The organism is Streptomyces sp. NPDC005402 (genome assembly GCF_040606575.1).
GTDB lineage: Bacteria > Actinomycetota > Actinomycetes > Streptomycetales > Streptomycetaceae > Streptomyces.
Genome location: NZ_JBEXFB010000019.1, coordinates 67,015 through 87,342 on the forward strand (window position 1 = coordinate 67,015; position 20,328 = coordinate 87,342).

15 protein-coding genes are annotated in these 20,328 nt (G+C 71.9%); 4 read left to right on the forward strand and 11 right to left on the reverse strand.

Annotated features, from left to right (window positions below):
• Positions 1-3: 3 nt before the first annotated feature.
• From ABZT02_RS31605 to ABZT02_RS31615, 3 genes are all read right to left on the reverse strand, one after another.
• Positions 4-1,536: an APC family permease gene (locus ABZT02_RS31605; RefSeq protein ID WP_356023524.1), complete on the reverse strand. Its 1,533-nt coding sequence runs from the start codon at positions 1,534-1,536 to the stop codon at positions 4-6.
• 154 nt (positions 1,537-1,690) lie between these two features.
• Positions 1,691-2,269, reverse strand: a complete 579-nt coding sequence (locus ABZT02_RS31610; protein WP_356023526.1) for a hypothetical protein — start codon at positions 2,267-2,269, stop codon at positions 1,691-1,693.
• Positions 2,270-2,882: 613 nt separating this feature from the next.
• On the reverse strand, positions 2,883-3,554 hold the full coding sequence (locus ABZT02_RS31615; RefSeq protein WP_356023528.1) for an ANTAR domain-containing protein: 672 nt from the start codon (positions 3,552-3,554) through the stop codon (positions 2,883-2,885).
• A gap of 343 nt (positions 3,555-3,897) precedes the next feature.
• On the opposite strand from ABZT02_RS31615, the gene ABZT02_RS31620 reads away from it, so the two are divergent.
• Entirely contained in the window at positions 3,898-4,827 is a 930-nt protein-coding gene (locus ABZT02_RS31620; RefSeq protein WP_356023530.1) for a sensor histidine kinase, read from the forward strand.
• Between the two features lie 160 nt (positions 4,828-4,987).
• Positions 4,988-5,866, forward strand: a complete 879-nt coding sequence (locus tag ABZT02_RS31625) for an alpha/beta hydrolase (protein ID WP_356023532.1) — start codon at positions 4,988-4,990, stop codon at positions 5,864-5,866.
• Between the two features lie 494 nt (positions 5,867-6,360).
• Here the strand turns inward: ABZT02_RS31625 and fxsT are convergent, their stop codons facing one another.
• From fxsT to ABZT02_RS31650, 5 genes are all read right to left on the reverse strand, one after another.
• Complete coding sequence (gene fxsT, locus ABZT02_RS31630) at positions 6,361-10,281, reverse strand: FxSxx-COOH system tetratricopeptide repeat protein (protein WP_356023534.1); 3,921 nt, start codon at positions 10,279-10,281, stop codon at positions 6,361-6,363.
• Positions 10,278-11,606 (reverse strand): TIR-like protein FxsC, encoded by a 1,329-nt coding sequence (locus ABZT02_RS31635; protein ID WP_356023536.1) that lies wholly within the window; start codon positions 11,604-11,606, stop codon positions 10,278-10,280. Before ABZT02_RS31635 ends, fxsT begins: the two co-directional genes overlap by 4 nt.
• 89 nt (positions 11,607-11,695) lie before the next feature.
• Positions 11,696-12,757, reverse strand: coding sequence for an AAC(3) family N-acetyltransferase (locus ABZT02_RS31640; protein WP_356023538.1), 1,062 nt, complete (start codon positions 12,755-12,757; stop codon positions 11,696-11,698).
• Positions 12,754-14,943: a radical SAM/SPASM protein FxsB, inactivated metallohydrolase extension form gene (fxsB, locus tag ABZT02_RS31645; RefSeq protein ID WP_356023540.1), complete on the reverse strand. Its 2,190-nt coding sequence runs from the start codon at positions 14,941-14,943 to the stop codon at positions 12,754-12,756. The genes ABZT02_RS31640 and fxsB overlap by 4 nt, the downstream gene beginning before the upstream one ends.
• A gap of 156 nt (positions 14,944-15,099) precedes the next feature.
• Complete coding sequence (locus ABZT02_RS31650) at positions 15,100-15,264, reverse strand: hypothetical protein (protein ID WP_356023542.1); 165 nt, start codon at positions 15,262-15,264, stop codon at positions 15,100-15,102.
• A gap of 205 nt (positions 15,265-15,469) precedes the next feature.
• Here ABZT02_RS31650 and ABZT02_RS31655 point away from each other — a divergent pair, with 205 nt between their 5' ends.
• Complete coding sequence (locus ABZT02_RS31655; RefSeq protein ID WP_356023544.1) at positions 15,470-16,384, forward strand: DUF4231 domain-containing protein; 915 nt, start codon at positions 15,470-15,472, stop codon at positions 16,382-16,384.
• 21 nt (positions 16,385-16,405) lie between these two features.
• On the opposite strand, the gene ABZT02_RS31660 is transcribed toward ABZT02_RS31655, so the two are convergent.
• Positions 16,406-16,906, reverse strand: coding sequence for a hypothetical protein (locus tag ABZT02_RS31660; protein ID WP_356023546.1), 501 nt, complete (start codon positions 16,904-16,906; stop codon positions 16,406-16,408).
• A gap of 150 nt (positions 16,907-17,056) precedes the next feature.
• Positions 17,057-18,151 (reverse strand): Gfo/Idh/MocA family oxidoreductase, encoded by a 1,095-nt coding sequence (locus ABZT02_RS31665; protein ID WP_356023548.1) that lies wholly within the window; start codon positions 18,149-18,151, stop codon positions 17,057-17,059.
• Between the two features lie 129 nt (positions 18,152-18,280).
• Between ABZT02_RS31665 and ABZT02_RS31670 the strand changes: the two genes are divergently transcribed.
• A complete protein-coding gene (locus ABZT02_RS31670; protein WP_356023550.1) occupies positions 18,281-18,910 on the forward strand; it encodes a ScbR family autoregulator-binding transcription factor in 630 nt (209 codons plus the stop codon).
• A 236-nt stretch (positions 18,911-19,146) separates the two neighbouring features.
• Here the strand turns inward: ABZT02_RS31670 and ABZT02_RS31675 are convergent, their stop codons facing one another.
• A complete protein-coding gene (locus tag ABZT02_RS31675; RefSeq protein WP_356023552.1) occupies positions 19,147-20,184 on the reverse strand; it encodes a rod shape-determining protein in 1,038 nt (345 codons plus the stop codon).
• Positions 20,185-20,328 lie beyond the last annotated feature (144 nt).

Sequence of the window (20,328 nt, forward strand, 5' to 3'; positions counted from 1 at the left end):
CGGTCACCTCTGCGCGTCGGCCGCCGCCCTGCGGGTGGGGGCGCCCAGGGCCCAGAACAGGACGCCGAGGAGCATGAACCCGAGGAGGGGGAGAGTCTCGGTCAGGAGGTACTTCACCCGCTCGTGGTGCTGCCAGCCGTCCGGTGCGTAGGCCGTGCTGAACCAGTGGTCGCCGAGGCCCGGGGCGACCAGCTGCACGCTCGCGAAGAGCACGAGCGCGGTGAGGACCACGCTGATGGCGAGGGGCGCGGGTGCCTTGTACGGGCGGGGCACCTCCGGGGCCTTGTGGCGCAGGACCGCGAGCGCGGGGAAGATCCCCAGGTAGCTGACCAGGGTGGTGGAGACGGCCAGGCTCAGGACCGCGCCGAAGAGCTTGGCCGCGCTGCCGTCGGTGAGTTGGTGGGCCAGGACCAGGACGGCCGTGGAGACCAGGCCGCTGAGGACGTTGACGCGGACCGGGGTGCCGAAGCGGCTGGAGATGACGCCGAGGAAGCGGGGGGCCGCCCCGTCGTAACCCGAGACGGCGAGGGCGCGGTCGGAGCCCATCACCCAGGTCACGCCCGAGGACAGCACGGTGAGGATGAACAGGATCGCGGCCAGGTCCCCGAGCGCGCTGCCCGCGCCGCTGAGGGTGGCGGTGCCGTCGCCGGCGACGTGGCCGCCGTAGACGGTGAAGACCTGGCGGATCGCGTCGATGAAGCCGCCGAGGCCGGTGATGGCCTTGACCGGCAGGACGAGCAGGATGCCGAGGATGGGCAGGGCGTAGAGGAGTACGGAGAGGGCGGCGCTGCGGAAGACGGCGTACGGCACGTCCTTCTGGGCGTCGGTCATCTCGTCGCCCGCCGTGCTGGGCAGTTCGAAGCCGACGTAGTTGAACATCAGGACGGGCACCAGGCCGACGAAGCCCGCGTAGGTGGGGGAGAAGTCGCCGAGGCCGAAGCCGTGCAGGCCGTGCTGGATGCCGTAGATCACGACGGTGACGGTGAACAGGCCGAGCAGGAGGAAGCGGCTCCACGCGCCGAGGGTGGGGATCCACTTGCCGACGTCGAAGGAGAGGATCGCGGCGAGGACGCCGATCCAGACGAAGGCGAGGGTGAAGACGTAGAAGGCGGGGGTGCCGAGGTCCTTGCCGTCGTTGAAGAAGGTCGTGTACGCGGTGACGGCGGAGACGGAGAGGGTGCCGCCGAGCCAGACCGGATTGGTGATCCAGTAGAGGAAGTTGTTGACGGCGCCGGCCAGGCGACCGAAGGCGCGGCTGGTCCAGATGTAGGGGCCGCCCTCGTCGGGGAACGCGGCACCGAGTTCGGCGGTCAGCAGGGCCGAGGGGACGAAGAACACGACGGCCAGCACGATGAGCCAGGTGAACGCCTCCGCGCCGGAGGAGGCCACCGTGCCGATGGTGTCCACGCCGACGATGGTGCACAGCAGGAAGAACAGGATGTCGAAGCGGCCGAAGTGCTTGCGCAGCTTCTGGCGTTCCGACCGGGCTGCCGGCGGCGCGTCGACCGGCTCTGAAGTGATGGGGCCAGCGGTCACCGGGAGCTCCTGCGGATGAGCGGTACAGGCGGAATTCGGCCAATGATCGATGCCGTCGTACAAGCTCACAAGCGTTCATTGAGAACTCTTGACCGGGTATTGCTGGAAAAGGACACGGTATTGCCGAAAACGACAGGCGGACGTCGTCCGGGGCCTACGTCTCGGGGAGTTCCGCGCGCAGGGTGTCGCGCAGCCGGCGCAGGTCGTCCGCGGGGCGGCCCAGGCCGTTGAGGCGCAGGCGGGCCGCCTCGGTGCGGTCGACGGGGCGGGTGGTGAAGGCCAGGTTCATCGAGGCGCGCAGCATCCACAGGTCGTAGGCGAGCAGCCGGGCGGCGCGGGCCTGTGCCGCAATCAGGTCCGGGTCGGTGGTCCGCAGGTCCTGGAGCCGGGTGCGCAACCGGTGCAGGGTGATGCTCTGCAGCCCGCAGTCCCGTGCCGTCCCGCGGGAGACCGGGCCGGGTTCGCCGCACGCGGCCACCGCCTCGTCGGCCGGTGTCTGCGCGGCCACCGCCTCGTCCAGGACCGCGACGAGCGCCCGCAACTGGTCCGGCCGCGAAGGGCCGGCCGGGGCCGGGCGCCGGTGGGGGCGCACAAGGGGGCGCAGGAGCGCTGCTCCCACGGCCGCGAGCAGACGTACGACGGCGAGCAGCCGTGGGACACCGGGCCATCGGGGGACACCGGGCGACCGTGCGGCTCGGGGCGCGGGCGCGTCCGGAGCGGTGCCTGTGCGCATGGCCCCTCCTGGCGACCGAGGCGTCCGTGGCGGCGTGGGTGGCCAGGTCCCGCGACCTCACCGTTCCGGGCCCCGCCGGCAGGCCCTGGCGCGTGCGGAGAACCGGCTTCCGGCCGCCGCGCCCCTCCAGTGTGCGCCTCGCGCGCGGCCGGGTGTTCCTGTGCGTCCTGTCGGGCAAGGCTTGATCCGGCGTTCTCAGGGGTAGTTGTCCTCCCCCGGGAGTAGCGGGAGGCGGTGCGGTCGTCCCGGGGAGGCAGGGCAGGTGCCTCCGTGGGCACGATGTGCGGGCGGGTCTCGGGGAAGAGGCTGGTTCGTGTCGGGGAACAGATCGAGGCCCTAGGAGGGCGCCATGAACCGCCAGATCCGTGTTCGCGTCACCCGTCGGCCGTCGTCCTCCCGTGACACCCGGCAGCCCGAGATCGACCGCAGGACCCCGTCGGGACGGCTGCTGCCGTACTGACGCCGGTCCGGGCGACCGCCGGTACCGCTGTGCGGCCACCGGCCGCAGACCCCGGCGGGCCCACCAGGGCATGTGGGCCGGCGCCGCGCACCCGTGGGGCGACCCGTCGCTGCCCGGCCGCGAGGTGGGCGTCGCGGGCGTCGGCGCCGGTGGTCAGTTCAGACAACGGTCGATCGCCGTGCGCAGCGCCCGGCGCAGCTCGGGCGACGGCAGCGGGCCACCGCCCTCGGCACCGGCCGTCACCTCCGCGGCGACCTTGCGCAGCTTGGTGTTGGACAGCTGGGACGCCTCGCGCAGGACGTTCCACGCCTCGTCCGGGGAGCAGGCGTGGGTGGCCATCAGGACCCCGCGCGCCTGGTCGATGACCGGGCGGGTGACGATCGCCTGCCTCAGCTGCTCGACCTCCGTGCGCAGCCGGTCCAGCTGCTGGGTGCGTTCCAGGACCACCATGGAGGGCACGGGCTCCCGGCGTGTTCCGGGGCCGTGCAGCGGATCGTCGGGATCCAGACCGGCCATCTCCAGGACGCGGCGCGGCTGGTCGTTCCAGCCGGTCGCCGTCACCCGTACCCGACGGCGGCGGGCGTAGGTGTCGAGGACCTCCAGGAACTGCAGTCCCGTCGTGTCCATGAACGAAACGCCACTCATGTCCAGGTCGACCCGGTCGGTGCCGTCCGGCAGTCGGGCCAGGGCCCTGGCCAGGGTGTCCGCACAGCCGTGGACCAGATCGCCGCGGGGGACGAGCACGGCGCCGCCCCCGTCCACGCGGCTGTCGATGATCAGGGTGTTCAGCCGTCCTGCGAGCGATGTGTGTGTCGCTGAACTCATGTCCGCCTCGCTGCTCCCCACAGTCGTCACGACGTTGAGTCACCGATCGCCGCCGGACTCCGGCCCCGAGCACGGATGTGACTGTGCGGAATCCGCCGGTGCTGGGATGCGCCTGCCCGGCCCGTCCGGGAGTACACCCGGCCCGGCGGGGAGTGACGGGCGCACTCCGGGGGTAAACGCGGTCTCGTGCAGGTATGGACAGGAGACGTTTCGGGAGGGGAGACGTATCGGAAGGGGCAGCATGGGGTCAACGGTGGGGAGTCGGTGTGAGGATCCGGCACGAGGCGCCACGACGCCACCGCCTACCGGTGCGCGGGAACGCGGTGACACCGCGGTGAACACCGTGGCCGAAGCCGCGGATCCGTTCGTGCATCCCGCGCTCTTCTACCGCGACGAGCGGGAGTACCTGGCCGGAGTGGTGCCGTTCGTGCACAAGGCGCTCGCCGCCGGCGAACCCGTGGCCGTGGCCGTGCCCACCGAGAACCTGCGGCTGCTCAAAGCGGAGATCGGCGCCGAGGAGAACATACGGTTCCTCGACATGCGGGAGGCCGGGCGCAACCCCGGCCGGATCATCCCGGGGGTGCTGCGGGCCTTCGCCGACGCCCAGCCGCCCGGTACCCGGGTGCGGATCGTGGGCGAACCGATCTGGGCCGGCCGCTCGGCCACCGAGTACCCCGCGTGCGTCCAGCACGAGGCGCTGATCAACGCCGCCTTCCAGGGCCGCGAGGTCACCATCCTGTGCCCTTACGACACCCGGCGCCTCGACCCGCGGGTCGTCGCCGACGCCTACGCCACCCACCCCGTGGTCGTCGACGCCGGCTCCGGCCGGGAGGAGGAGAGCGGACGGTACGACTTCGAGGCCGTGCACGCCCGCTACAACGCCCCGCTGCACCCGGCCCCGGACGTGACCGCGCACGCCTTCGTCGCCGACGTGCTGGGTGAGATCCGGCACTTCGCGACCGACGCGGCCGAGGGGTTCGGGCTCGTGCGGCCGCGGCTCGACGACCTGGCGCTGGCCGTCGCCGAGCTGACCACCAACAGCGTGGTGCACGGCGGGGGTTCGGGCCTGCTGCGGGTGTGGGCCGAGGACGGGCACGTGGTGTGCGAGGTCCGCGACCAGGGACACCTCACCGACCTGCTGGCCGGACGCCGGCCGCCCTCCCGGGGCCGACTCGGCGGCCGGGGCCTGCTCATGGTCAACCTCGTCGCCGACCTCGTGCGGGTGCACACCGGGCCGGACGGCACCACGGTCCGCTGCTGGTACGCCCTCTGACGGACCGCGACCCGCGCGACATCCTCCCGGTGGCCGAAGAGCGCCGGTCTCCGCCGCCCCGGCCCCCGTTTGACCTGCGTGTTCGTTTCGCCGTACGCCCGCACGGGCAGGGTTCGGTCAGCGTGGCCCGGTCAAGGCCTCGGGTGGGGGGAGCACGGCGGTGCCCGACCAAGTGCGTACGGCGGACGGACGACGGTTACGGGTGGAGGTGTCGGGGGATCCGCACGGACGCCCCGTGTTCCTCCTGCACGGCATGCCGGGAAGCCGGGTGGGGCCTAAACCCCGCTCGATGTTCCTCCACCAGCGCGGCGCGCGCCTCATCAGCTACGACCGCCCGGGATACGGCGGTTCGGACCGTATGCCACGCCGCCGGGTGGTCGACGTGGCCCAGGACGTCGCCGACGTCGCCGACGCCCTTGAACTGGACCGGTTCGCGGTGGCCGGCCGGTCCGCCGGCGCCCCGCACGCCCTGGCCTGCGCCGCGCTGCTGCCCGACCGGGTCACCAGGGCGGCGGCGTTGGTGGGCTGGGCACCGCGCGACGCCGAGGGCCTGGACTGGTACGCGGGAATGGCGCCGTCCAACGTCGCCGCCCTCAGTACGGCCGCGACCGACCCCGAGCGTTTCGCCGCCGGGATCATCCCGCGCTCCGCCGCCATCCGCAGTGATCCCGCGCGTCTGCTGGAGGAGCTGCGCGAGGACCTCACCGCCGACGACCGGCTGATCGTCTCGGACAACACCATCCGCTCGATGCTGCTGCGCAACTACCGCGAGGCGCTGCGCACTTCACCGTACGGCTGGATCGACGACGCCCTCGCCCTCACCGCGTCCTGGGGCTTCGACCCGCGGCGCATCAAGGTGCCGGTGCTGCTGTGGCACGGCAAGGACGACGTCTTCTCGCCTGCCTCGCACGCCTCCTGGCTCGCCGCCCGCATCCCACGTGCCACAGCCGTCCTGGAACCCACCTCGGCCCACTTCGCCGCGTTGCGCGCCCTGCCCGCGGTACTGGACTGGCTGCTCGCCGATGCGAGGGCGCGCTGACAGGTGGTCGGACTGCCGCCCGGGTACGTGGGGAGGCTGGGCGGGCGGTCACGTGGGTGTGGTGCCGGACGGGCGGTTGGCCGGCGGGGTGCATGGTCACGCGGGGTGCAGGCCGCATGGGCGCGCGGTCACGTGGGTGCATGGCCATGCCGGGCGGGCGGCGTGGGTGTGCTGTCGGACAAGTGCGTGGTCGCGGGGGCGCATTGTCAGGTCGGGCGGGCGGGTTCGCGTGGGTGTGCTGGTGGACGGGCGCGTGGTCGCGGAGGTGCGTTGTCCCGCCGGGTAGAGGGCCGCGTGGGTGCGGGGGTGCATAGTCCCGCCGGGTAGAGGGCCGCGTGGGTGCGTTGACGGGTGGGTGCGCGGTCACGTGGGTGCATGTCACGCCGGGCGCACGGCCGCGTAGGTGCGCTGATGCGCGGGTGCGTTGCCACACCGGCGCGCGGGCGTACCGGTGCCCGGCGCCGCCCCGGTCGGCGGCGCCGCCCCGCGCGCGATCACACCGACAAGGGCTCCAGGTCCCGGTAGATCCGCCGCCCCCGGCTTGCCAGCAGGGTGATGCCGTTGTCCTCGCCGAGCAGCAGGCGCAGCTCCGCCAACGCCTCCTCGCGCAGGGCACGGGCCTCGCCCTCCCGGCCCAGGGCCCGCAGGCTGAGCCCCAGGTTGGTGACCACGGCGAGCGTCTCGGGGTGGTGGTCGCCGAGGGCCTCGCGCAGCACCGGCAGTGCGGCCTCGTCCCGTTCCCGCGCCTCCTCGAAACGGCCCTGGTCGTAGAGGACGTTGGCGTAGTTCACGCTGCAGAACACGGCGTGCGGATGGTGTTCGCCCAGCACCACCGCCATGCGGGGCAGCACCTGCAGGAACACCGCCTCCGCCTCGTCCAGGTCCCGGCAGCCCCAGTGGAAGATGCCCAGGTTGTTCAGGGCCGCCTGGGTGTACGGGTGGGCCTCGCCCGGCACCTTCATGTACTCGGTGAGCACCTCCTTGGCCACTTCGCGGGCCCGGTCCCGTTCGTCGGCCGCGAACAGGTCCGCCGCCAGGTTCAGGTCACAGGCCAGCGAGTCGGGGGTCGGGGCCGCGTACTGGTCCTTGTACTGCTTGCGGGTCGCCTCGGTCAGCCGGCGGGCGTCCTCCAGCTGGCCGTTGCGGCGCAGCGACACCGCCAGGGACTTGGCGCAGCGCAGAGTGCCGGGGAACTCCCTGGTGAGGATCCGTTTGTGGGCCGCGTAGGTCCGCGACAGGATCGACACCGACTCCGCGTACCGCCCGACCTCTCTGAGGTCACGGCCGAGGCGTTCGGCCGAGGCCAGCGTGTACGGGTGGTCGGGACCGAGGACGGCCATGCGCCGGTCGAGCGTGTCCTGGTTGATGGCGCGTGCCTCGCTGTACTTGCCCACCATCTGCTGGGCGAGGGCGAGGTTGTTGGCCGCGCTGAGGGTGCGCCGGTGCGACTCGTGGAAGATCTCGCTGAAGCCGACGTGCGCCTCCTTGGCCAGCTCGACCGCCTTCGTGTACTCGCCGAGGGCCGCCAGGTCGCTGGAGAGCGCGGACATGGTGGCGTAGGTGTGCGGGTGCTGCTCGCCCAGCTCCCGGCGCTGCCGCTCCAGCAGGTCCTCGCCGATCTCCCGGGCCTCCACGTAACGCCCTTGCGAGCGCAGCACGTTGGCGAGATGGAAGCGCAGGTAGAGGTAGTAGACGTCGTCCTCCCCGAGCACCGGCTTCCATTGCTGGAGCAGGTCCTCCGCGAGGCGTCGCGCGGCCAGGAAGTCACCGCGTTTCCACTGGTAGCGGACCCGGTCGATGAGCAGTCGGCGGGTGTCGGCCTCATGGCAGTTGCGGGCGTCGGAGGCGGCCAGGTGCGGCCAGATGACGGCGAAGCGGGGCCAGGTGCTCGGGTCGTCAATGGGTTCGTCGCCGTCGGGCCGGGTGCCCGCCAGGACGGTGTGCACGGCGTGCCGGGCCTCCTGCTGCTTCTCCTCGGGCATCTGGGCGCGGATCACCGCCTGCACCAGCCGGTGCACCTGGAGGCTGTTGGTCTTCTGGTCGACCTTGGCGAGCGCGAACCGGCCGATCTCCCGGATGACCCGGCCCAGCAACAGGCTCTCCTGGAGCGAGGGGTCGTACGGCTTGAGCGCCGTGATCATCTCCTTGCTGTAGAGCAGTTGCTGGGAGATCGGCTCGGGCGCGAGGAACGCGCACAGCTGGAGCAGCCGTACGGCCGCGGGTGATCGTTTCTCCAGCTGCTCGATCGAGACGTTCCAGGTCGCCGCGACCGTCCGCGGGTAGTCGGGCGGCTGGTTGAGGTCCAGGACCTCGGTGGTCTGCCGGGCCAGCTGGCGCAGGTAGTCCTCGATGGGGGTGGCGGTCTCGGCGAGCCAGGCCGCCGCCTGCTCGACCGCCAGCGGCAGATCGCCGACGGCCTCCGCCACCCGGTCGGCGTCCTCGGCCGTCAGGCCGCCCTCGCGGCGCCGGGTCAGGTGCTCGATGCTCTCCTTGCGCTCGAACACGTCGATCTGCTGGGACGCCCCGTGCTGCGACCAGGCCTGGTTGCGGGAGGTGACGAGGATGTGCCCGCCGTCCCCGGTGGGGAAGTAGCGGGCCAGCTCCGCGGGGTCGCCGGCGTTGTCGAAGACCAGGATCCAGCGCTTGGTGGGCAGCCCCCGGGACAGCCGCTGCACGGCCTCCTGGCTGGCCTTCGTCATGTCCTCCTCGGTGCCCGTCGCGCCGATCAGCGGGGCGAGTTCGGCGAGCGAGGCGACCACGTCGTCCATGTGCTCGGCGGACATCCACCAGACCAGGTCGTAGTCGGCCATGAAGCGGTGCACGTACTCGATGGCCAGCTGCGTCTTGCCCACGCCGCCCAGTCCGAACAGCGCCTGCGGCTGCGGCGGCCCGGACAACTCGCCGAGCTGGGTGCGGATCCGGTCCATGATCAGGGTCCGGCCGGTGAAGGTCGTGTTGCGCTGGGGCGCGTTCCAGATGCCGGGGGTGATGCCGGGGAAGCGGGGTGCCGACGGGCTGTTCTCCGCCTGCTGCAGCGGGAGTTCCAGCGCGCGCTGGAGCGCGGCCACGCACTCCGTCTCGTCGAGCCGGTGCAGGTCGGTGCACGGCTCCGGGAGCGGGACCTCCTCGACGCGCAGCGGCACCACCGAGCCGCGGGCGCTGTCCGGGGTCCGTTCGCCGAGGGCACGCCAGACCGAGTCGGCGTACCGGGACTCCTGGAAGGTCTTCGACAGCAGCACCACGGTGTGGGCGGTCGTGTCCGCCGGCTCGACCGGACCGGTGGATATCTCGTGCAGCGTGACCTCGCAGCCGGCCCGCTTGAGGAGGTACTCGACCCAGTCGGCCCACATCCGCTTCTCCGCCGCGTACGCGACCACGATGTCGGCCACGCTGGTCAGCGGCCGGCGCCTGAGGTACGCGTCCCGGCAGCGCAGCCGGACCGGCTCGGGGATCTGCGGCAGCGAGGTGACCTCGCGGTCGGAGATGACGGCGGTGAGCCGCTCGAAGGCGGACAGCAGCGAGTTGGCGATGCCACTCTCGTCGCCGACGGTGGCGAGGGTCTCCTCGTAGGCGTAGTAGGGACGGTAGGGGATCTCGACGTTGCCCCAGTAGGCGCTGAGCTCCTCCTGGCTCAGCGGCCGGCCGTCGGCCCCCTTCGGCAGTCCCTCGAAGCGCATCCGGGCCAGCGCGCGACCGGCGTCGACCTTCTCCTTCTCGCCCTCGTCGATGCGCATCGGCACCGGCAGCACCCGTATCCGGCGCGGCCGGTAACCCTCCTCGACGCTGCGGGCGACGACCGCCGCACCCTCCAGTGCCTGGTCGCTCAGGGTGAAACAGTCCACCAGGACGTCGGGCATCTCCATGGTGCAGATGTCGGCGTTGTCCGACAGCCCGGTGCGGCTGTCGATCAGGACGTAGTCGTACGTCGCCTTCATGCTGGCCCGCAGGGCCCTGAGGAAGGTGCCGCCGCCGAGGCGTTCGTAGAAGTTGTCCCACTCGAACGAGGTGACCGCCGCCGAGTAGGCCCGGTCCTGGCGCCCCGCGGACAGGAAGTCCAGGGAGCCGCCCTCGGGGAAGTGCAGGTCGAAGCGCTCGGGGCGGATGGACACGGCGTGCTGCTCGACCTGGGCGTAGGACAGGTGCCAGTCGTCGGGGCGCTGGGTTCCGGTGGTCGCGGCCCAGGCGTAGTCCTGGATGATGTTGATGACGCCCGGGGTCGCGGACAGCGCCTTGGGATCGAGGAACGGGTGGAAGAAGCGGTGCAGGCCCGGTGCCTCCAGGTCCCAGTCGACGGCGAGGACCCGCTTGCCGTTGGCGGCCAGGATCCAGGCGGTGTTGGCCAGCGCCATGGTGCGGCCCGTACCGCCTTTGTACGAATAGAAAGTGATGACACGTCCCTCGCGCGGGCCCGTCATGCTTCTCCTCCGTGGTCGGGTCCGCCTTCCGGGTACGGCGGCTGGATGGGCCCCAGCAGACGGGGCCTGGGCACGTGCGGACCCGGCGGCGGATGGGCCTCCGCGTGTTTCAGGTACTGCCGGGTGGTGTGCGCCACGACGGAGGGCAGCACGTCGGTGAACGCCTTGAGGGTGGGGACGCCGTTGACCGCGGTACGGCAGTCGGTGTGCCGGCCGCGCTCCAGCAGCAGGGGCAGTGTGCGCTCGAACTCCAGGGTCAGGCGCTGCCCCTCGTCGCCGTGACACTGCAGGTCGGTGCGGTTCCAGGGGACGACGGCGCTCACCCACGGCTGGGCCTGGGAGTCGAACGCCCTCAGTCTGCGCCGTCGTTCCTCGTCCGTCAGAGTCCAGCGGTCGACGAGCAGGATGCGCGGCCGGCCCGTCTTGCCGCCCTCCTCGCCGGTGCCGCCGGGGAGGGGGCTCTCGGTGTCCTCGTCGTCGAAGGAGGAGACCGTGGGCCGGTAGTCCAGCGAGCGGATCAGCTCCTCGGCCAGGGCCGGCAGCGCACGGGTCGACTCGGAGTGGTACGGGTTCCAGTCCAGTGGGTCCTCGCCGTACGGGCGCGGATCCCGGTCCTCCGGGACGCTGTCGAGGGTGGGCGCGGCCACCGTCAGATGGATGTGCCGCGGTTCCTCGCCGCGTGGCCGGAACGCGCTCGGGGTCGACTCGTAGTCGCGCAGCCGGCCGGGCGGCAGCGGCGACTCCTCGGCCACCTGGACGATGCGCTGGGCGAGGGTGAGGACGGTCTCCTCGTACTCGTCGCGCAGTCTGCTGAGTTTGATGAGCCCATAGAAGCCGTTGGTCGCGTAACGGTCGCCGAAGGTCGTGCGGTCGAGGTGTATGTGGCGTATGGAGTCCGGCAGTTGGTGGAAGTCGACGCGTGTCCACAGGGCCGGGACGATGGCGGACACCTCGCGTCCGCCGACCGCCTTGGCGTGCAGGAGGCGCTCGTTGAACGCGAACAGTTCCCGGCCGCACATCTCGCTGGTGAAGTAGCGCGGCGAGAGCAGCGGTACGAAGACCCGGCAGCGGGCCAAGTTTTCGCTGAGCTTTCGCGGCCAGCCCACTCCGGAGCCCATCTCCCGGTCTATGAAGCCGACTTCGGCGCCGGCGGGCAGGTCGGTCAGCGCCATGATGTGGTTGCACAGGTCCCGGTAGAGCTGGTGCACCCAGTGGTCGGGGTCGCCGCCCCCGGACCCCCACGGCGGGGTGTGGGCATAGCTGAGGAAGAAATAGGGCTGCCCCTCGGCTGAGGCCTGCCCCCACTCTCCGTCAGGTGTGTCCAACACGCCCCCCTGCGCGTCGGTGGCCCCGAATCCGGAGCCACCTGGAACCGGAAGAACAATGTGCCTGACCAGGAGCCCTGACGGATCGCTTATTTCACGTCATTCCGGAGACGATATCTGGACAGTTGATCGCGTACGTCGTCGACTGCGGCCCGCATTCCGAACAGCGTGACCGCCTTCCCGGCCCATCTCCGCCGTACGAGGAGTTCATCCGGAAGCCGTGCGCCGGCCTCCGCGAAATCACCGTCGTCCAAGGTCAGATCCTCGTACGTGATCCAGTTGCCCTTGTCGCCCACCACGCAGCGGTACAGCCGCTGAGGCGGTCGGGGGTTCATGCGGTACTCGGCGAGATGGAAGGCGCTGCACACCTCGAACCCCACGCGCAGCAACAGCACTTGGGCGTCGGCGGCGTACAGCCGGGCGAGGGGCGAGCGCTCGCCGAGGTGGCAGCGAGGGTCGTGCCCGCCCAGTAACTCACCCGCGCGCGGCCCGATCGCGGCCAGCGAGGTCTGCGGGTGGTCACTGCGCACGGCTCCCGGAGTGGTCCGCACACACTCGGCCAACGCGCCCATCGACGGGCAGGGAGTGGCGTCCGGCTCGAAGGGGGGCATCGACGCACGGAACTCCTCGGCCTCCGCCGCGCTCAGGTGCGCGACCAGGGCCCGGTGAGCGCGTGAGCCGTCCGAGTTCTCCGGCGTGAAGGCGGGCACGACGAGCGTGCCCCGGGGACCGAGCACGCCGAGCAGCGCGTCACGGACCCGGGTGGGGGAGAGGCCGGTACCGCTCAGGGCGGCGTGGACCATGAGAGGGAGTTCGGGACGGATCGGTAACTCGGCGAGAAGCTCGGTCAGTTGGCGGCCGCTCGTCGGATGGCGGGGACTGCTCGCGGGCCGAGTGGCCGCCGCGGCCGGGGAGTTGTACGGGCGTCTCGTAGGGTCGGCCGGGAAGGCGCCGGGACGCCCGGCGTGCGGGCTGGACAGCAGGGTGTCGGAGTGCCCGGTGTCGGGGCAGCCGGCGTCCGGACGGGTCGGCGAGGTGACCGGGTGCGCGGTGCTCGGTTCGGGAGGTAATCCGCAGCGACGGTCGGTGAGGTGGCGGGCGGGCGTGTGTGTCGAGGTCGTCGCGTCCGCCGGGGCGGCCGGCTTCGTCACGGTCGCCCCGCCATCGCCGTCCACTCCGCCCGAAGCTCCGCGGTCAGTACCTCGCCGCTCTCGGTGAGGTCGCGGTCGGGCAGTTCGGTCAGGGCGGTCAGGGCACGTCCGGCCCGGGCCAGGGCCTGGAGGCCCTCGGGGGTCTCGCGGCCCCAGTACGCCACGTCCCCCAGTCCCTCGACGGTTTCGGTGAGCAGCCGGCCGGCCTGGTTGCCCAGCACATGCAGATCGGTGGTCGCGCGCAGGGCGGCCAGCCGGGCACGCCGTCCCAGACGCGGCAACTCCCGCACGAACGTGGCGGGTTCGAAGTCGACGGCGACGCCGAGTCCGCCCAGACCGTCGCCGGCGAGCCGCACCCCGGCCCCGGCGACGAGCGGGGTGACCGCGTCGACCCGCAGGGCGTTGCGGTCGTCGTCGGCCGCGGGCCCCTGCTCCGCCCGGAGCTCGTAGGCGGTCCGCAACCGCTCACGGAACGCGTCGAGGTCGTCCTGGTCCAGCGGGGCGGTGACGGGCGCGGAGTAGACCGCGCGGCGGGGGTCGGCGTCGTCGATGAGCAGGGGATCGGTGGCCGCCACCTTCAGCACCGCCAACGGCCGCCAGACGTCGGTGGGTTGATCGCCGACGGTGAGCCGCGTCCCGTCGGCGGTGCGGACGTCGAGACCTCGCGCGCTCACGACCGCCTCCACCCGTCCCGGCGTGGGCAGGGTCAGGGTGCCCAGCGTCGGCAGGTGCAGTTCCCGGTCCGGCTGCTCCCAGGCCAGCCGCAGCGGGGCGTGCGCGTGGACGGCCGTCGCCACGGCTACGCGGGCGAAGCGGGCGGCGGTGATGTGGGCCGGCTCGGCATGACGCAGGGCGGCCCGCAGGTAGGGATGGGACAGGACCCGGTTGAGGTGTTCCGCGGTGGTCCGGTCCGCGTCCAGCCGGAGCAGGGCCGGCCAGGTCGCGTCCCAGTCGGGGTGCCCGGCCAATCGCTCGTTGGCGTAGGCGAGGAGGGTCCGGTCCAGCTCCTGCCGGGCGAACCGCAGGGCCTCGGGGTCGAGGACGGCGGGCGAGAGGGAGCGGTCGGTGATCCGCTCGGCGATCCCGTCGACGAGGGCGCGGAGGTCGGCGCAGAACACCGACGGGTTGTCGAACGCACGTTCGCTGCTGTAGCGGTGGGCGTAGAGGCCGCCACCGCAGGACTCGACCACCGGGCACGCGCGACAGGTCTTCGACAGCCCCAGCAGACCGCGCTGCCGGGCCTGCACGCCGGGATGCCGGGCCACCTGCTCGAAGGTGTGCTCGTCGACGTGGTACCCCGTGGCGGGCGCGCCGTCGTAGGCCGTCTTGAGCGAGTCCACCTGCTCGAAGGAGCCGTCCGTCTCCACGACCGCCAGGTCGGAGGGGGCCAGGCCCATCGCCTCGGTCAGGCTGGGACCGCCCCGCAGGGTGCTGAGCACCGAGTCGAAGGTCCGCACCCGCACCTTGCGGCCCTGCTCCGTCCAGCGGTCGAACACGGCGAGGAGCCAGTCTGCGTACGGGGTCGCCGAACCGGAGGAGCCGCGCGGCGGCGGGGTGTCCCAGGTGGAGTGCGGCAGCAGGTAGTCGATCCGGGGCGGGGAGAGGGCCGACAGGGTGTCGTGCACGACGACGGGATCGTTCGCGACGTCCACCGTGCAGAGCAGTCCGCCGAAGAGATGCCGGTACTCCTCGGTGCGCAGCAGGTCGATCCCGCGCAGGACGCGGTGATAGCTGCTTCTGTACCTGCGGTCGAGCCGGTGCCGGTCGTTCGCGGCCTGGTCGCCGTCGAGCGAGACGCTCACGAGGACGCCGTACTCCCTGAAGACGTCCAGATGACGGCGGCTCAGTTGCACGCCGTTGGTGTGGATCTTCAGCTCGAGCTCGGTGACGCCGGCCAGTGCGGAGCTTAACTCGGCGCAGATGGACTGCAGTCGGGCGGGACCGGCCAGCAGGGGCTCACCGCCGTGCAGGATGACGGTGACGGAGGCGAGGTCGTGCTCGCGCGCGTACGTGGCGAACCGTGCGGCGGTTTGACGGACCGTGTCCTGACCGATCACGACCGGGCGGGTCTTCCAGCTCTTGTCCGCGTGCTCGTACACATAGCAGTGGTCGCACGCCAGATCACAGCGACTGTGGATCTTGAGGACGAGTTGCTGGAGTGGGTGGTCCCCAGGGGAAACGGTCACTTAGCACACGCTACCGCGCCCCGTCACCTCCGCACGCCCTGTATCGGCCAAGTGGGCTACCGCACAAGTGTGTTGTGGTATCCGACCGAACCTCCGGCGGTTCGACCACGCGCGCCGTCGTGGACGGTGTGCGTGGTCGCGGCCGGACTGTCCGCCCTACAGCGCAGAGTTGAAGAGCGTGAGACGCCTTCCCGGACCACCCGTGACCCGGTCAGCGGCCTTCGTCGTGGCAGTGGAGTCGATCGCGTCCAGCGGGGTGTGCTGACCCTGGGGGGCGGAACCGGCGACCGTCGCGCGTTCCGTGGCCGTCTGAGCCTTCATCTGTCTGATGTCTCCTTCCGTGGGGACCGGCGTGTCCCCGGCCCAAGGAGGCCAAAGGCCCGGTGTCGGAATGCGAACCATGAGACAGAGACAACCCGGTTTTAGGCGGACGATACCTCAGCCGAAGGGTTCCGGAGCATGGCTAGGGGGCGCGTGCGCGCCCATACTCGGATGTCCGGGGGAGCCTGTTGTCGGGGGGTGGGCCATGAGGGTCGGTATTCCGGGGCCGGGGGTCACATGGAACGACGACGACCTCCCCCCGCTCTTCCGCGTCAACGATCAACTCGCGATCACCCATCAGGGTGAATCGTTCCGTGCCGTCCGCGCCCAGCTGGTCGTCCTGCTGGCGGCCACGACCTCGGCCATGCTGGCCGAACGCCTGGACAGTCACGTCCCGGCGCTCCTGGCCGCGCTGCTGTACGCCCTGACCATCGGCATCGGACTGCACACCACGCGCCGCCGGGCCCGCGCGCGCTGGCAGGCCCATCGTGCCGTCGCCGAGATGCTGAAGTCCCTGGCGTGGCAGTACATGGTCCACGGGGGCGTCTTCCACTCCCACGTGGCCAACGCGGACGCGCTGTTCGCGGAGCGGGTAGAGGAACGGCTCCGGGAGATGCGCAAGGTGGGCTGGGAGGACTCCAGGAACGGCACCCACGCACGCGGCGAGGGTCAGATAACACCGCTGATGCGGCAGGTACGGGCGAAGCCCTTCCCGGTGCGGCGGGACGTCTATCTGCGCGAGCGATTACTCGAGCAGCACGCCTGGTACCGGCGCCGCGCCGCACAGGCCCACCGCGCCTCCGTGCAGTGGTCGTCGGTGACCGCCGTACTGACCCTGCTGGCTCTGCTCGCCGCCGTGCTCAGGGCGGCCGGGATGCTCGGCGGCTGGGACCTGACCGGGGTGTTCAGCGCGTCCGCGGCGGCCGCGGTGGCCTGGCAGGAGGTGCGCCGGCACCGGCCCCTGACCTACGCGCACTCGCTCGTCGAGCAGGATCTGGAGACCCTGCGGGTCGAGATGAGCACGACCGTGACCGAGGACCGGTGGGCCCTCGCGGTGGCGGAGGCGGAACGGCTGGTGTCGCCGCAGCACTCCGATTGGCTGGGCAGGTTCGGCAGTTGACGTGCAGTCGGAGGGCGGGCGTCACGGCTCGCGGCGCACGTCCGGCTCCCACAGGACGCTCACCGGGACTCCCGTCCTGCGCGCGTAGGCCACCACGTCCCCGGTGCCTCCCGGGCCCCGGGCCGGGCGGCCGTCCCACACGGCGATGAGCAGGTCGCAGTGGTCGACGATCCAGCGGCCCGCCGCGAAGTACGCCTCCTCGTGCGTCGGCTCGGGCGGCAGCTCGACGCGGTTCGCGCAGGCGCCGAGGATCCTGCGGTACCCGGCGCGTGCCGCGTCGTCGTCGAGGTGGGCCTCGTAGTCCATGCCCGGGATCACCGCCGTCACCGGGACGCCGCCGGCCAGGGCGATGTCCGCGAACAACTGGTCGGCGCCGGCCGCGAGACAGGTGAGGGCCTCCAGGACGCCGGCGCCGAGGTGTCTGCGCATCTCCGCCCGTACGCCCGGCAGGACGGAGTCCGGGAGGGAGCGGTGCCCCGTCACGCCGATCCGGGTGACGGAGGTGAGAGCCGGTGTGGTCACGGTGAAACACGTTCCGGCCTGTCGGGTCGTCGCGGTTCCGCTCGTCACGAGAGAGCCTCCCACAGCCGTCGGAAACTTAACCGTAGCGCCCTCGGCGGGGAGCACACAGGGGCGCACCCGCTCACACCGGGCTCGCCGGAGGACGTCGACTCAGTCCAGTCGCACCCGGCTGCCGCCGGCCGCCGACGACTTGACCGCGTCCAGCAGCCGGTGCACCCCGACGGCGGTCGTGAAGTCCGGTCCGAAGTCGTCGCCCGTGCGGATCGCGCGGGCCAGGTCCGTGTACACCTGGGCGACATTGCTGACCGGGGACGGGGTGCCGAGCAGGGGGCGGTGCGCGTCGGGGACGGTGAGCCGGCGGGCGGGGGAGCCGTTGTCCGGTGCGTGGGTCAGGGTGAAGCGGGGCCCCACCAGCGAGTCGTCGGACGACACCAGGACCAGCCGGCCCGTCCGCCCGTGCACCTCGATCCGGAAGCCGTCACCGCGTGGGCCGCCCGTCATGAAGTGCGCCGAGGCCGCCGCGCCCGACTCCAGCAGTCCGCCCAGCACGATCTGGTCCGGCGAGGTCACCTCGATCGGTTCGCCGGTCTCCTCCATGGTGACCTGGTCGATCCGGGTGGCCAGGGTCGCCGAGATCTCGGTGAAGTCCCCCACGGCGTACTGGAACATGTCCAGCGAGTGCCCGCCCACCACGGCGAGATGGTTGACGCCCTTCGACACGTCGAACAGCGCCGCGTACCGCGTCGACCACACCTCGGGCGTGGCGAGCGAGTACAGCAGGGACGCGGAGAGCACCTCGCCGATCAGACCCTGCGCCAACACCTCCCGCAGCAGCCGCACTTCGGGATGGTGGCGGCTTTGCAGCCCCACCGCGTACCGTACGCCCGCCGCCCGCGCCGCCGACTCGAAACGCTCCGCGGCCGCCGCGTCCTGGGCCAGCGGCCACTCGCTGTAGACATGCCGGCCCGCGGCGATCGCCGCCTCCACCAGCCCCGCCCGGGAGGGGAGTTGGACCGCAAGGGTGACCAGATCGACGTCCGGGTCGGCGATCAGGGCGCGGGCGTCGTCGTACGACTTCTCCGCGCCCCACACCTCTGCGGCGGCCCGCGCCGACGCGGAGGTCGTGCCGGCGACCGCCGTGACCTCAAAATCGTTTAGCGCCCTCAGTGCCGGGAGATGGATGGTGCGACCCCATCCTCGTTCGGCGTGTGCGCCGACGACCCCCACCCGGACCCTGTCCGCCACGTGAACTCCCCTCGTTCCATGGTGTTTCCCTGGTTCGACGAGAAAAGTACCAGTCGGTTGGTTTTTTTGTGATCGGGGAAGGCAAACTGATCCCGAGAGCTCGTCGTGACACAGGCAGGGGTTGGACGCATGGTCAGGCAGGAACGCGCTGAGGTCACCCGGTCGGCCATCCTCGACGGGGCGGCCCGCGCCTTCGACGCCGAGGGGTACCACGGGACGTCGCTCGGGGACATCGTCAAGGAGGCCGGAGTGACGAAGGGCGCGCTGTACTTCCACTTCGGCTCGAAGGAGGAGCTCGCCCAGGCCCTCGTCGACGAGCAGTTCTCCGCCCTGGAGTCGGTCACGGACACGGGGAAGCCCGGGGTGCAGACCGTCATCGACATCGTGCACTTCATGGCCCGGCGGCTGGTGGTGGACGTCCGGGTGCGGGCCGGCGTCCGCCTGGTCATCGACCAGAGCCTCAAGACGGGCATCGTCAGCGAGCCGTACACCCGGTGGATCGAGCTCTTCCGGGAGTGCCTCGTCCAGGCCCAGCAGCGCGGGGACGTCAAGGCGGACCTCGACCCCGGACGGGTGGCCCGGCTGATCGTCGGCTCCTGGACCGGGCTGCAGCTCAGCTCCCAGGTCCTCAGCGGGCGAGCCGACCTGACCGAGGAGACCACCCTCATGTGGGAGATGCTGCTGCCGAGCATCGTGCCGCCGCGACGGCTGGAGCGGTTCCACCCCGAGGGCACGGCCCGGGTGCCCGAGATGGCCTGACGGGGCCTCACGGGGGAGGGCGCCGGTCTCGCGGGGGCGACTGCCAGGTGACGGCTGTGTCGGACCCGGCGTCGCCGCACACCGTCAGCCGTCAGCCGTCAGCCGTCAGCCGTCAGCCGTCAGCCGTCAGCCGTCAGCCGTCAGCCGTCAGCCGTCAGTCGCACGCCGTCCCGGCCGTTCGGCCTGGTCGGTGACAAGGCTCTCGACGGCGCCGGCGAGGAGGGCGCCCGTCGTGCTCAGGTGGCCAGCGGGTCGAGCGACAGCGGCTCGATCCGGCCCTCCAGCATGTACCCCAGTCCCTGTACGGCGCAGACGTCGGGCCGCTCGGCGATGTGCACCGGCATCCCGGTGGCGTGCCGCAGCATCTGGTCGAGCCCGGGAAGCAGGGCGGAGCCGCCGACCATCATGATGCCGCGGTCGACGAGGTCGGCCACCAGGTCGGGCGGGCAGTTGCGCAGCACCCGGCCGATGCCGTCCAGCACGGCGGTCAGCGGGGTCTCGATCGCGTCCCGTACGGCGGCGGTGTCGACCCGCACGGAACGGGCCAGACCGGTGGCGACGTCCCGTCCGTGGATCTCGGTGGAGGCCGGGCCCTGCGGGGTGAGGCCGTTGCCGGAGAGGGCGAGCTGGAGCGGTCGTACGGACTGGCTGGGCAGCATCAGTTCGTGCTCGTGGCGCAGGTGCTGGACGATCGCGTGGTCCACGGCCTCGCCGCCGACCGGAATGCGCTCGGCGGTCACGATCGACCCGAGGGAGAGCACGGCGACCTGGGTGGCCGCGGCTCCGCACACCATGATCATGGTGGCCTCGGGCCGCTCGACGGGAAGTCCGCAGCCGACGGCGGCGGCGATGAGGGTGTCGACGAGCTCGACGCGGCGGGCGCCGAGGCCGACCAGCGTCTCGATGGCGGCGCGCTGGGCGAGCGGGTCGGCGTCGTGCGGGGTGCAGGCGGCGGCCCGCAGGATGGGCTTGCGGCGCAGCGTGCGGCGGATCTTGTCGCCGAGCAGGTGGCGCAGCATGCGCTGGGCCATCTCGATGTCGACGACGGTGCCGCCGGAGACGGGCCGCACGACCCGGATGTAGTCGGGCGTACGCCCCGTCATCTTCTCGGCGAACTCACCGACCGCGATCAGCGCGCCGGTACGGGTGTTCACGGCGGCGGCCGACGGCTGGTCGACGACGAGCCCGGCCCCCTTCACGTACACCCGCGTCCGCGCCGCCCCGAGGTCGACGGCGAAGTGGCAGCGGCGCAGCTGCTCCAGACTGGCGGTCATCGCAGGTCCTCCCGGGAGCACAGACCATGGGGCCGCGCCGGGCGGCGGGGCTTAGTGGCATCGTGCGGGCGTTGAGGAGGGGGCGCCTTTATTAGGGGGCCGGGTGGGGCGCGGCCGAATGGGGGGTTCGTGTCCTGTCTGCCA

Bases quoted from the DNA above. Each gene is read 5' to 3' on its own strand.
- ABZT02_RS31670 (WP_356023550.1), top strand. From the start codon at position 18,281: ATGGTCAGGCAGGAACGCGCTGAGGTCACCCGGTCGGCCATCCTCGAC.
- ABZT02_RS31615 (WP_356023528.1), bottom strand. From the start codon at position 3,554: ATGAGTTCAGCGACACACACATCGCTCGCAGGACGGCTGAACACCCTG.
- ABZT02_RS31655 (WP_356023544.1), top strand. From the start codon at position 15,470: ATGAGGGTCGGTATTCCGGGGCCGGGGGTCACATGGAACGACGACGAC.
- ABZT02_RS31675 (WP_356023552.1), bottom strand. From the start codon at position 20,184: ATGACCGCCAGTCTGGAGCAGCTGCGCCGCTGCCACTTCGCCGTCGAC.
- ABZT02_RS31610 (WP_356023526.1), bottom strand. From the start codon at position 2,269: ATGCGCACAGGCACCGCTCCGGACGCGCCCGCGCCCCGAGCCGCACGG.
- fxsT (WP_356023534.1), bottom strand. From the start codon at position 10,281: ATGACGGGCCCGCGCGAGGGACGTGTCATCACTTTCTATTCGTACAAA.
- ABZT02_RS31650 (WP_356023542.1), bottom strand. From the start codon at position 15,264: ATGAAGGCTCAGACGGCCACGGAACGCGCGACGGTCGCCGGTTCCGCC.